Origin of the sequence: Pseudoalteromonas sp. SCSIO 43095, from assembly GCF_023650455.1 — a bacterium.
GTDB lineage: Bacteria > Pseudomonadota > Gammaproteobacteria > Enterobacterales > Alteromonadaceae > Pseudoalteromonas > Pseudoalteromonas tetraodonis.
This window is the reverse complement of sequence record NZ_CP087995.1, coordinates 1,621,623-1,634,259: the sequence shown is the minus strand read 5'-3', so window position 1 is coordinate 1,634,259 and position 12,637 is coordinate 1,621,623. Positions and strand designations below refer to the sequence as shown.

General features: G+C 38.6%; 10 protein-coding genes. 9 read left to right on the top strand and 1 reads right to left on the bottom strand.

Annotated elements, in window-relative coordinates; all coding sequences use genetic code 11:
- Window positions 1-159: 159 nt before the first annotated feature.
- The 8 genes from LOC50_RS07735 to LOC50_RS07700 all read left to right on the top strand — a co-directional run bounded on the left by LOC50_RS07735 (window position 160) and on the right by LOC50_RS07700 (window position 9,889).
- Complete coding sequence (locus tag LOC50_RS07735) at window positions 160-2,394, top strand: choice-of-anchor A family protein (protein ID WP_250653009.1); 2,235 nt, start codon at window positions 160-162, stop codon at window positions 2,392-2,394.
- A 108-nt stretch (window positions 2,395-2,502) separates the two neighbouring features.
- Window positions 2,503-2,901 (top strand): 3-phosphoshikimate 1-carboxyvinyltransferase, encoded by a 399-nt coding sequence (locus LOC50_RS07730; protein ID WP_250653008.1) that lies wholly within the window; start codon window positions 2,503-2,505, stop codon window positions 2,899-2,901.
- A 189-nt stretch (window positions 2,902-3,090) separates the two neighbouring features.
- The gene (locus LOC50_RS07725) at window positions 3,091-4,494 is read left to right on the top strand and encodes an undecaprenyl-phosphate glucose phosphotransferase (RefSeq protein ID WP_250653007.1); all 1,404 of its coding nucleotides are present in this window, start codon (window positions 3,091-3,093) and stop codon (window positions 4,492-4,494) included.
- Window positions 4,478-5,692, top strand: a complete 1,215-nt coding sequence (locus LOC50_RS07720) for an outer membrane beta-barrel protein (protein ID WP_250653006.1) — start codon at window positions 4,478-4,480, stop codon at window positions 5,690-5,692. The genes LOC50_RS07725 and LOC50_RS07720 overlap by 17 nt, the downstream gene beginning before the upstream one ends.
- Window positions 5,689-6,210 carry a polysaccharide biosynthesis/export family protein gene (locus tag LOC50_RS07715; protein WP_250653005.1) on the top strand — a complete coding sequence of 174 codons (522 nt, stop codon included), beginning with the start codon at window positions 5,689-5,691 and terminating at the stop codon, window positions 6,208-6,210. Before LOC50_RS07720 ends, LOC50_RS07715 begins: the two co-directional genes overlap by 4 nt.
- A 24-nt stretch (window positions 6,211-6,234) precedes the next feature.
- Complete coding sequence (locus LOC50_RS07710; protein ID WP_250653004.1) at window positions 6,235-8,442, top strand: GumC family protein; 2,208 nt, start codon at window positions 6,235-6,237, stop codon at window positions 8,440-8,442.
- Window positions 8,443-8,454: 12 nt separating this feature from the next.
- Window positions 8,455-9,183 carry a tyrosine-protein phosphatase gene (locus LOC50_RS07705; RefSeq protein ID WP_250653003.1) on the top strand — a complete coding sequence of 243 codons (729 nt, stop codon included), beginning with the start codon at window positions 8,455-8,457 and terminating at the stop codon, window positions 9,181-9,183.
- Window positions 9,176-9,889, top strand: coding sequence for a VpsP family polysaccharide biosynthesis protein (locus LOC50_RS07700; protein ID WP_250653002.1), 714 nt, complete (start codon window positions 9,176-9,178; stop codon window positions 9,887-9,889). The genes LOC50_RS07705 and LOC50_RS07700 overlap by 8 nt, the downstream gene beginning before the upstream one ends.
- Before the next feature lie 316 nt (window positions 9,890-10,205).
- Here the strand turns inward: LOC50_RS07700 and rsmF are convergent, their stop codons facing one another.
- Window positions 10,206-11,645 carry a 16S rRNA (cytosine(1407)-C(5))-methyltransferase RsmF gene (gene rsmF / locus LOC50_RS07695; protein WP_250653919.1) on the bottom strand — a complete coding sequence of 480 codons (1,440 nt, stop codon included), beginning with the start codon at window positions 11,643-11,645 and terminating at the stop codon, window positions 10,206-10,208.
- Window positions 11,646-11,910: 265 nt separating this feature from the next.
- Here rsmF and LOC50_RS07690 point away from each other — a divergent pair, with 265 nt between their 5' ends.
- On the top strand, window positions 11,911-12,627 hold the full coding sequence (locus tag LOC50_RS07690; RefSeq protein ID WP_250653001.1) for a GntR family transcriptional regulator: 717 nt from the start codon (window positions 11,911-11,913) through the stop codon (window positions 12,625-12,627).
- Window positions 12,628-12,637 lie beyond the last annotated feature (10 nt).

Below are 12,637 nucleotides of genomic sequence, written 5' to 3'. Positions count from 1 at the left end.
TTTTAGGTAATAAAAATTAGTACTTTCGTAGTGTTTTTTATTCCTTTTGATTTTATTTGTGTATATAATGATCACAAAGCGCTTGATGAATTAACTTTCATTAAACAAATGACGCAAACTTAGTGCCTATAAATGCACTTTTCATTTTCGAGGGAAAAAATGACTAACTCATTACTTAAATTTAAAAAGATAAGTGCAGTGATCGCACTTTCTTTAGCTAGTTCTACAACACTGGCTGCAGATTTAGGCGTTGCCAATGATTTTTCTGCATTTGTTTTTAATGATTTTAAATCGAATTTTGGCCGAGCTGATGGCGCAATTGCTGCCGGTGAAATTGATCTTAAAGGTTATAGTGTAGGCTACACTCGCCCATACAGCCCTGAAGAATATTACTTAATTAGTGAATCTACTATCGACTTTAAATATGGTCGCCAATATGTAGGTAGTATGATCGCCGGTGGTGGTACTGATGTTCACTGGAGTGTTCGTTGGGGTATGGAGTGGGGCTCTAAAATACTTTCTAACCAAGATGAATCGGCGTTACCATTTAACTTTGATGAGCAAGAGCAATATTACAAAGATTTAAGTACACAATTAAGTGAACTGAATGAAACAGGTACAGTGTACCGTAAATGGGGTGGCCTTTATTTACAAGGTGATGGAAGCTCTGATAGACAAGTATTTAATTTAGATGCTCGTGACTTTGCTAAAGCGCATACTTTTAAAGTATGGGGTATTCCTGCGGATGCCACTGTAATTTTTAATATTACAGGTGATGACAACGTAGTTGTAAAAGGCAAGAGTTTTGCACGTTTACGCCACCATGCGAGTAAAACCGTGTTCAACTTTACTAATGCTCAAAAGCTAGACATTAAGGGCAACCGCTGGGAAGGCGTTGTATTAGCACCATATGCTGATATTAGAGGTGTATATGGTACAGCTAAAATGCCTATTATTGGCCAAAGCTTTTACGGTTCAATGGCGCTGTTAGGTGGTGAATTTGATGGTAACTTACCTAGTACAGTAGCACCAGTTTGTAACGAAATTAATATCGTTGATAAATGGAATTGGACTGCCAGTGAATATGAACCAACTTATGTTGATGTAATTTCTACGCCATTAGCAGCTCAATTAAATGATGATAACGGTGATGGTTTAATAAATGAGCTTGATGTAGTTGATATTATTGCTGTTACTTTTGACTCTGCGCAGTTCAGAAAACGTGGAATTGTAAGAGCTCTTAGTGGTGTTGATGGCTCAGAACTATGGTTAACTAAGGCTCAAGACGGGTCTGTGAGTTACAATCATGTTAACACTCACCAGTATTATTCTATTGCCGTAGCTGATCTAGATAATGATGGACTAGTTGATATATTTGCTTATGACTCTGTAAATGAAACATTAAACATATACAGCAATGAAGGTTTACTCAAAAAATCAATACCTCAACAAGTTGAAGGTTTACTATACGGCAGTACTACAATCGCCGACTTAGATGCAGATGGTTACCCTGAAATATTGTTTGGAAAAGTTATTTGGGATTTATATGATGATTCTGTCACTGCGTTACAGACACCGAGTAGTCATTCTTTTATACGTGTTGTTGAGTCTACAGTTGTTGATGTTGACTTGGATGGAGTTCAAGAAATTCTCGCCAATGGTATTTTGTATAACCAATATGGAGAAGTTATTTGGTCAAAAGGCACAGATAATGGTGAGACATTCGCATTACCAGTTAATTTTGATAACGATGCTTATCCTGAAATAGTCCAAACAGACCTAGACGGTACCATAACCTTATACGATCATGAAGGTTATCAATTGTGGAGCGTAAAAGCAGCATCAGAGGGAGCAGGTGTAAGCTCACTGGCTGACATTAATGGTGATGGTGTTCCAGAAATTATTAATGCTGGTGAAAACGAAGTCAGAGTTATTAACTCTAACGGTGTTATTTTATCAACAACACCTATGAATGACATGTCCAGCATGCGAGTGGGTACAGTGGCTTATGATTTTAATAATGATGGAAAATCTGAAGTTATTTACCAAGATGAAGAAAAGTTAAAGGTTTTTGATTTTAATTTAAACCAAGTTATTTACTCTACTATTCAGTCATCAGGTACTTTATGGGAATACCCAATTGTAGTTGATTTAGATGGTGATGGTTCTGGTGAAATTATTTCTGTATCTAATAGACTTCTATTAGGAGATAAACAGCCGACTAATGGCGTGCATGTTAAAACTTCAGGTAGTTGTAAATGGGCTTCTGCAACACGTATATGGAATCAGCATTCTTACTCAGGTGCTAATATAAACCAAAACGGGTCACTTCCATTACAACAAGAGAATAGCTGGGAAAAGTCTAATACTTTCCGTTCGGCTAACCTTAAATAAATAACAACACCTCCCTAAAAAGCCAATTATTTTTAATTGGCTTTTTATTATTGAAACCTGTAAAAAGTATTTTTAAGTTAATTAGTTATTGTTTAATCTGAGGTTTTTTTGTCTAACTTACAGCAAGATCCAGCTATTAGAAGTTTACTAGAGCGAATGCCTAAAAACATTCAAACTACATTTACTGATGAACAGTTAGCGCATTTAAAAATAGCCATTGGCGCTAGGCAGTGGGGTAACCATACTGTTGATTGCAGAGGCGTAGTTAAGTTTTTTAAATACCGTTATTACTATGTTTTTTTAGCAGGGCGAAATAGGCGAGAGCTCAGTGCTAAAGAGCAAAAAATAGCAAGGTTTACTCAAGCAGTATTTTTAAGCTTGGCAGTCACGTTTACTATTTTACTTACATTGCTGGTTTTATATTTGATTAAATCTGCATTGGGAATTGATATTTTTGAAGGATATTCGTTTGGTGTTTGGAGTTGGTTTAAGGGGTTATTTAATTAAACCTAAGTAAAATGCGAGTATTTACTTTAATACTTATTAAAAAAGCAAGAGTTAGCTAAAAGGTTTAAACATTAATTTTAGTACTTTTGTCGGAATCAGTAATTGAACAAAATTGGCTAATACTATATTATCCCTGTGGATTTTTTGGGGCTTTACTCACACTGAATTAGCTATAAGGAATTAAGCAAAATGACATCTTCAAGGACTTTTAAACCTTCAGGTTCCTCTGATGCCAATTTTTACCGATTATTTGATATATTTGCGTTGTTTTTAGCTTTTCAGTGCGCAGCCCTTCTTTACAATTTTAAACTTACCCCTATTTATGCTACTTCTGCACTAACCGTTGCACTTAGCTACTTGTACAGTGCTGAGCTGTTTTCTACTTATCGCTCATGGCGAGCTGGTAAGTTTAGAACAATGGTAATGTGTGCATGGGGTAGTGTTTTAATTGCTTTTGCGTTTTTATTAGTCGTGTCTTTTGTATTTAAGTTTACAGAGTCGCTTTCTCGCGTGGGAATCGCGATTTGGTTTACGCTAAGTGTGGCTTATTTGTACATTTGGCGTTTAGGGGTTTTTTGGTATAAACGTAGCCGCCGTAAATTAGGGCTATCGCAACGCAATGTGGCCATTATTGGTGCCACTGAGTCTGCAGCTTATTTACATGCTGAAATAGTTAAACATGATGAACTAGGCTTTAATTTTAAAGGTTTTTACGATGACAGAAGCCCAGAGCGCCTGTTTGAACAACTCGAACAACAAGGTGTTGAAGGGCGCATTCAAAATGCGGTAGATGCAGCGCGTAATGGCGAAATAGATATACTGTATATTGCGCTCCCCATGAAAGCACAAAAGCGCATAGCTGATATTTTATTACAGTTAGGCGATACCACCGTTGATGTGCACATAGTGCCTGACTTTTTACTCTCAAACTTAATACATGCTCGCATTGAGCACGTGGGTGATGTTGATACATTAAGCGTGTTTGAAGCACCGTGTATTGGTGCTCATGAATTTATAAAACGCACAGAAGATATAGTTGTTTCGGCTATTATTGTTACTTTAATCACCCCACTATTATTGACTATTGCTGCCGCAATAAAGCTGACATCTAAAGGGCCTATTATATTTAAGCAAGATCGCTATGGCTTAGATGGCCGCAAAATAAAAGTGTGGAAGTTCCGCTCGATGACGGTGACCGAAAACAGCGATGTGGTGACTCAGGCAACCAAGAACGATGCCAGAATTACCCCTTTAGGTGGTTTTTTGCGCCGCACTAGCCTTGACGAACTGCCGCAGTTTATAAACGTTTTAAAAGGCGATATGTCTATTGTTGGCCCAAGGCCCCATGCGGTTGCCCACAACGAAGAATACCGAAAAAAAGTAGAGTTTTATATGTTTAGGCATAAAACCAAACCGGGTATTACCGGTTGGGCACAAATTAACGGCTGGCGCGGCGAAACCGATACTTTAGATAAAATGGCCAAGCGAGTTGAATACGACCTACATTACATTAAACATTGGTCTTTATGGTTTGATGTAAAAATAATTTTTATGACAATTTTTAAGGGATTTAAAAGTGAAAATGCGTACTAATACAATTACCACTTTACTCGTTGCGTTAGGCTTATCAGCACCAGCTTTGGCAGTAGAATTAAAGCCAGGCAGTGTAATGACCAAAGATGGCGCTGAGGTTACACCTATGCTGCAGCTGGGTGTAAGTAGCAACGACAACTTTTTTAGCACTCCAGAAAACACCGAGTCGCGTTTAATATGGAATATAGCGCCGAGTTTAAATGCGCTTATTGAAGATGGCCCTGACAGTTATAAATTTGATATTGCATCAAGCACGTCGTTTCATAATAAAGACACTACCGATAATTTCACTCAAGTAAACTTGGGCGCAGGTGTACACAAAGAGTTTACTAGCCAACACCGTTTAGATGTTACTGGTGACGCCGATTGGTTATACGAGCCACGCGGTGCGGGTTTAACCGAAGGTCAAGGTAATGTTGTTGATGAGCTCGTTCATTACCAACAACAAAACCTAAAAGCTCGATATGAATATGGCGCTGTTAGCTCTAAAGCAATGATTGCTTTTACTGCAGGCTATTATAATAAAAATTATCAAAATTTTACGGCCGTGTCGCAATTTCGTGATTATGATAAGCCTATGTTAGGCATTACAGGTTATTATAATACCCAAGCTGGTACCCGTGCTTTTTTAGAAGTAAAGCAAGAAAACTATCAATACGATGTAATTGATTCAAACGGTATTTCACGTGATTCAAATGACGTTAAAGTATTATTAGGAATGGAGTGGGAAGCAACAGCTGTTACTTCAGGCTCTTTTAAATTGGGTTACCAAAACAAAGACTTTGAGTCTAACGTACGCGATAACTTTAGTGGTTTAAGCTGGGAAGCAGCCGCTGTTTGGAAGCCGCTTTCTTATTCATCACTACAATTAGTTACTAGCCGTGCAGCCAAAGATCCATTAGTGCAAGGCGATTACATTCGTGAAAGCGTTTATGGTGCAACATGGCAGCATGATTGGAGCGACTACTTAAGCTCTGTAGTAAGTGCTAATTACGTTGACCAGCAATACTCTGGTAATTTTAACCGAAAAGATAAAGTTAAAAATGCCCGCCTAGGCTTAAATTATTTAGCAAGCAACTTTGGTATGCTAACAGGCTATGTTGAATTTATTGACCGTAATTCAACTCAAACTAACATTGAGTTTGACCGCGTAATTGTAGGCCTTAACTTTACATTTGCACTAAAGGGTAATGAATGAAGGTTAAAATTTTAACTGGCTTTATATTGTTACTCAGCTTTTGTAGTTTTGCGAGTGATTCGCAAAACTACATATTAGGCGCAGGCGACAAAATAGAAATAAAAGTGTTTGGTCAGCCCGATTTAGACGTAACCTCACTACTTGGCAATAGTGGTGAGATAAACTACCCGTTTTTAGGCAAGGTTAAACTTGTGGGTTTAAATATTGCGCAAGTTGAGCGAACAATAAGCGAAGGGCTGCAGCCTGATTACTTAGTAAACCCTAATGTGTATGCGCAAGTTATAGAATACCGCCCTTTTTATATACATGGTGAAGTTAAAAAACCAGGTGGCTATCCTTATCAACCTGCTATGACGGTAAATCAAGCAATAGCATTGGCCGGTGGATTAACTGAACGCGCCTCGGTTGATAAAATATTTATTTTTAAAGAGCAAACCAAACAGCAGCAACAAAAAGGTAGTTTAAATAGCCAAATTGCAGCGGGTGACACCATAAAAATAGAACAGCGCTTGTTTTAAGCAGTTTAAGGCAGTAATAATAAAATGAATACACTATCTGAAAAGCCTAGCAACAACGAGGAAGTTATTGATTTAGGTGCTTATCTTAATGTTATTAAGCAAAGTAAATGGAAGATTTTAGGTTTTGCTATTGTAGTTACATTACTAACTATAATGGTTGCGTTAACTTTAGTGCCTAAATATGTAGCTACAGCCACTTTATTGATTGAGTCGGAGCAAACCAAGGCGGTGAGTTTTGACGAAATATATGGCTTAGATTCTACTAAAAAAGAATATTACTTAACTCAATTTGAAGTGATTAAGTCAAACAGTATTGCTCGTGAGGTTATTACTAAACTCAACTTAAAAGAGCATACCGACTTTATTGCTAAACCTTCACTTACAGGTGAGTTAAAAGGCATGGTTAAGCAGCTGTTACCTTTTTTAAATAAAAAAGAAAGCTCAGCGCTTAGCGAAGAAGAGCAAGCAGAGCGAGAAATGTTAGGTTTGCTTGCTGCATTCAAATCGCGTTTGAGTGTCTCTCCTATAATGAAAACGCAATTAGTGCGTGTAAGTTTTGAGTCAAGTGACCCTAAGTTAGCTGCTTTGGTAGCAAATACGGTGGGTGAAGTTTACATTGAAAGCCAAATGCGCGCTAAAATGGGTATTACACAGCAGGCGTCAAGTTGGTTAAATACGCGTTTATCTGAATTGCGTATACAACTAGATAGCTCTGAAGTGCGCTTACAAGCTTACCGAGAAGAACAAAAACTGGTTGATATAGAAGGCATAGCTGGGCTGGTTACTCAAGAGCTTGAGCAAACTTCAAAGCAGTTAGTTGATGCGCGTGCGACTAAAAATAACCTTGAAAGCATTAACCGTGTTATTAACGAATATGGTAACGACAACATAGAATTACTTGGCAGTATGCCTGAAATTACCTCACATCGTGTAGTACAAGATGTTAAACGCGAAGTGGTCTTAGTTGAGCGTAAGGTGAGTGAGCTTAGTGAGGTTTACGGCCCTAAACATCCTAAAATGATTTCAGCTAAATCTGAGCTTGCCACCGTTAAAACTAACCTTAATAAGCAAATTAAAGGGTTAATTACCGGTATAGAAAAAGAGCTTAATAGAACAACCCGAACTGTAAATGCGCTTGAGCGCGACTTAGCTAAAATTCGTGCTGAATATCAAGATATTACCCGCAAAGAAACAAAATATAATCAGCTTAAACGTGAAGTTGAAACAAACCGTAATATTTTTAACACCTTTTTATCTCGTTCTAAAGAAACTGAAGTAACCAGTGACTTTAGCTCAGCTGCTGCGCGCTTTACAGACCGAGCTTATGCACCAAATCAACCTAGCAAACCTAACAAAAAATTAATTGTTATTTTAGCTTTTGTAGCTAGTTTTGGTTTTGCTGTAGTAATGACCTTTGTTTTTGATGCCCTAAACGACACAGTTAAAAATAAAAATGATGTAGAAAATAAACTCGCACAACGAATGTTAGGATTATTGCCGCATGTTGCAGTTCCTAAGAAGAGCTATTTTCCGATTCATGCTTATTTAGAAGATACTTACCGCCGCTTTGCTGAGTCGGTACGTACCTTGCGTACTAGTTTATTGTTAACTCACCTTGACAGAGCGCATCAGGTTATTGCGGTTACCTCTACCTCCCCAGGAGAGGGTAAAACCACCACCTCTGCAAACTTAGCGATGTCGTTGGCACAAATGGGCAAAGTACTACTAATTGATGCCGATTTACGTAAACCAACATTAGCTAAACGTTTTGATATACCGGTATTTCACCCAGGTTTAAGTAATTTAATGATAGGTACTGAGCAACTAGCTGAGTGTGTTCATGTTGACAAGCAATCGGGTGTAACAATTATGCCAAGTGGGCAAATACCATCTAATCCACTTGAGTTGTTGTCAAGCCCACGCTTTGCACAATTGCTCAGTGAGTTAAAAGCGCAGTACGATCATATTATTGTTGATACACCACCTACACAAGCAGTAAGTGATGCATTGGTAATTGCACAAAGTGTTGATTCAGTTGTTTATGTTGTTAAGTCAGACATTACTCGTATTAAACCGATTACAGCCGGCCTTGAGCGTTTATTTGAGGTAAAAGCCCACGTTGCTGGTGTGGTACTAAACCAGGTAGATATGAGTAAATCTAAAGATGAGCATAGTCATGGCTACTATGATTATTACGATTACTCACAGCAACCTGAAAAGCCCCAAGCGTAATTAAGTTAATTTATGATTGATATTCATACGCATATTTTGCCGGGTATTGATGATGGCGCTAAAGATTTAACTGAATCTTTAGCGCTTTTAAAATTGGCTGAAAACGACGGCATTACTCATATGGTGGCAACGCCACATATACATATAGGCCGATTTAATAATTCGATTTCTCATATTTATGATAATTTGGCAAACTTACGGCTTAATGCAAAAAATGAAGGGATTAATGTAAAGTTGGCTGCCGCTGCTGAAGTACGCTTGGACATAGAGCTTATGGCAATGGTGATGGCTAATAAACTGCCTTTTATTGGTAAAATAGCAGACAAAAATGTGTTGTTATTAGAGCTACCGCATTCACACATGCCACAAGGTTACGATAAGTTTATTCAGTGGCTCGCCAAAAAAAATATACGCGTTATTATTCCGCACCCTGAGCGCAATCGCGATATTCAGTCCAACCTTTATTATATTCAACACTTAAACCAATTAGGCTGTGATTTTCAATTAACAGCATCGAGCATTGAAGGCGAGTGGGGCGAAAGCGCTCAAGCAATATCGTTGCAAATGTTAAAAGATGGTTTAGTGAACTATGTTGCCTCTGATGCTCATTCTGTAAAGCGCCGACCGCCTATTTTAAGCCAAGCTAGAAAAACAGTAGCGCAATTATTAGGTGAAGAGCAGGCCACAACGCTTTTTGTAACTAACCCGCTGCAACTAACCGAGTGCTTATTTAATGACTAAATTAAACATGGCCAAGGTAGTGCCTGCAGTTATTTTAGCCTTGATAGTACTTGTTATCGCTTATACCAGCATGCAAAGTATGCGTGCAAATGCATGGTACTTTCATGCGCTTAATATTGTGAAAGAGTCGGATGGTGCTTTGTCTGGTTCATCGCTTCAAGCTGCAGAAAATGCGATTACGTTGGCTACGAATATGGATCCTGACCATCCTCATTATTGGCACTTTTTAGCCCATATAAAAATGCTAGGTTTAGCCGGTATTGATACCACATCAAGTGAGCAGTCAGATAAAGTTAAGCAAACATACCAACAAGCTGAGCAAGCGTTATTAAAGTCGGTTGAGCTTAGACAAACTTGGGCACTAACCTGGATAAGCTTGGCACAAGTAGTAAGTTATCAAGAGGGGCCTACCAAGCGGGTATATGATTATATTCAGCAAGCTAAAAAAGTTGGGCCGTATAAGTTAGATGTTCACTTAGGTATCATCCAAATTGCGTTAATGCACTGGAATGAACTACCACCTACCTACAAAGCCCTTTATGTGAATGAGCTAAAGTTAGCCTCTAAATATGGTTATAAATTTTATGATGTGTTTAGTATGGCTGAGCAAATGAATCGTTTGCCAATAGTGTGTTTATCGCTGCAATTTGGTTCTCATTATGAGGCTATTAGAGGCAGTTGGATGTTTAATAAATACTGTGGTTAAAACACGAGCCACGAGCTTCGAGTGGCGAGCTCTGGGTTGCGGGCTTCGAGCCACGGGTTTCGGGTAACGGGCCTTGAACCTCGCACCTCGTAAGAAAAAAAAGACCCAGAGCTATAAGGAACTCTGGGTTATAGAGGGGCTCATATGTGAGCCCTGCGCTAACTAAAGACACTTTCAGATTCTTAGGGAGAAGAAGAAAGTTATTTAAGTATAGTCAAAAGTGCTAAAAATACACATTCTTGTTCGTTTTTTATACTGTTGTAATTATAGCAAGTTACATTTGTTATACACACCTTTGTTACATTTAAGTTAGAATTTACGCCCAGTTTATTAACTGCGTATTTTGTACTAAATCTCTTGGTAAAGAGTTTTTAACTTTATTTTTTTGCCATTTTCCTAACCCAATAGGGCAACCACATAAAGTTAGGATCACCTCGCCGCTGGCTTTGGTTACCTCTTCTAGGCGTATATCTTTACCATTAAAGTAATCGTTAGCCTGCTGATTGGTTAATGCCAGTACATTACTTTTACACTGCTTACCAAATACCGATGCAAATTCGTGCGTTAAGCGTACGCCATTTTTATGAATAACGCCTACTTGTATCCCTAATCGCGCGTATTTTATTTTATTTTGTATTGCTTCAAATTCATCAGGGAACAGCCAAAGCTCTTTGTCGCGCTGCATTAAAGTACCTGGCAGGCTTGTTAAACCAAATTGCTTTTTGAGGGAGCTCATAAACGCAGCTCTTTGTTTACTATCAAAGTCACTAAACGGGAACGCGCCTTTTTTAACTTTTAATGTTTGGTTTTCGCAGCTGCTGTGCTTTTTAAATTTGGCAATAAAAAAGCCTTCGCTGTCGAACGTTTGCGGCCAAACATGTAAGTAGCCCTCTGTGGTGGTGGCTTTATCAGCCCCTGGGAATAAATCGCTTAATGACTCAGGGCTTATATATTCGCCAAACTCATCTAATAATGCGCTGCATACTTGTTGGTTTTCGAGTGGGGTTAACGTACAGGTTGAATACACCAGTGTACCGCCAGGTTTAAGTGCATAAAATGCGCTTTTAATCAGATCTTTTTGTACTTGGGCAATGGTAATGTTTGATTCGATAGACCAATTTTTTAGTGCGTCACTATCTTTACGTACCGTGCCTTCACCCGAGCAGGGCGCATCAAGTAAAATGCTGTCAAAGCACTCAAACATGTAATTACCAAATACCACGCCATCAAAATGCGATAGCGCACAATTACCTACACCCATACGCTTTAGCGTGGCACTAAGCACTTTTAACCGTGACGACGACAGCTCATTTGCAACTAAAACGCCTTGATTGTCCATTAACGCGGCAAGTTGTGAGGTTTTAGAGCCCGGTGCCGAGGCCATATCAAGAACCGTTTGGCTGGTTTGTAAGCTTTGCTTTAGTGCCATCGGCGGCAACATTGAGCTTGCCTCTTGCACGTACATAGCCCCGCTTAAATGTAAATCGGTATTACCCAGCGCTAGGTTTTGCTCTTCATCATTTGGGCGCTCTAACCAAAAACCTTCATCACACCAAGGAATAGCGGTAAGTTGCCAGTTTTTTTTAGCCGCTTGTTGCTTAAATTCTTCAACACTCATTTTTAATGTATTAACGCGAACAGATTTACGTAAAGGTCGACGACACGCATTTAAAAAATCATCTAACGTAAGGTGATCAGGCAGATAAGTTTTTACGTCGTCAATAAATTGTTCTGGGATATAAGTGTTAGCGTCCACGATTTGGCTCATACAATAAAAATTAAAGCCGGATAATAGCATTTTTAACGATTTTTTTCAGTGTTAAAAATGAAATAGTAACCCTTAAAAGGTGTCGACATCTTGTTGAGAAAAATAGCTTAAACACTATTTTTTATTATACTTTTAGCTAATGCTGTCGACAATGTGGTGGTTTTTTATTCATTTTTAATGTTTTCAGGGTTGACACTGTAGGTTAATAAGCACATAGTTAATCCATAAATTGTCGACAATATAAAAGTACTTTATGACACAGCACTTGTTAAACGACACCGCAGTTACAACCGCTTCCGATAAAGTGTTTGTAGATATGCGCCGCGAGATAGTAGAAGGCAGTATTGCACAAGGCAGCAAAATATCAGAGCCGGAGCTTGCAAAGCGTTATGGTGTAAGCCGTGCAACGCTTAGAGAAGCATTAAACCGTTTAGAGAGCTGTTACTTGGTTGAGCGTAAAGCCAACATAGGTTGCCGTGTTGTGGCATTAACCGCAGAACGTTTAATTGAAGTGTATCAAGTACGTAGTGCCCTTGAAGGACTTGCATGTAGGTTAGCTGCCGACAATATGGAACCAGATGAAGTACAAGGCTTGAAACAATTACTTAATCAGCATTTGCAAACTCAGCGTGTTAAAGAAGGTGAGTCGTACTATCAAGAAGCAGGCGACTTAGATTTTCATTACAGAATAATCAAAGGCAGTAAAAACGCGCACTTAATTCATTTGTTATGCCACGACCTGTACCAATTAATAAGAATGTATCGTGTACAAATGGGTATGGTAGGGCCGCGGGTATCTAAAGCGTTTGATGAGCATTTAGCCATTATAAACGCCATAGAAAACCATGATGGAGAGCTTGCCGAAATGTTAATGAAGCGCCATATCAGTGCATCACAAGCAAATATACAAACAAAATTTGATAGATATCAACAATCAGTACAAGCCACTCAAAATGAAATGGCTAACTAGTACAGATGTT

Coding starts and splice junctions, on each gene's coding strand:
- LOC50_RS07735 (WP_250653009.1), top strand. CDS start 160: ATGACTAACTCATTACTTAAATTTAAAAAGATAAGTGCAGTGATCGCA.
- LOC50_RS07725 (WP_250653007.1), top strand. CDS start 3,091: ATGACATCTTCAAGGACTTTTAAACCTTCAGGTTCCTCTGATGCCAAT.
- LOC50_RS07715 (WP_250653005.1), top strand. CDS start 5,689: ATGAAGGTTAAAATTTTAACTGGCTTTATATTGTTACTCAGCTTTTGT.
- LOC50_RS07710 (WP_250653004.1), top strand. CDS start 6,235: ATGAATACACTATCTGAAAAGCCTAGCAACAACGAGGAAGTTATTGAT.
- LOC50_RS07705 (WP_250653003.1), top strand. CDS start 8,455: ATGATTGATATTCATACGCATATTTTGCCGGGTATTGATGATGGCGCT.
- LOC50_RS07700 (WP_250653002.1), top strand. CDS start 9,176: ATGACTAAATTAAACATGGCCAAGGTAGTGCCTGCAGTTATTTTAGCC.
- LOC50_RS07690 (WP_250653001.1), top strand. CDS start 11,911: ATGACACAGCACTTGTTAAACGACACCGCAGTTACAACCGCTTCCGAT.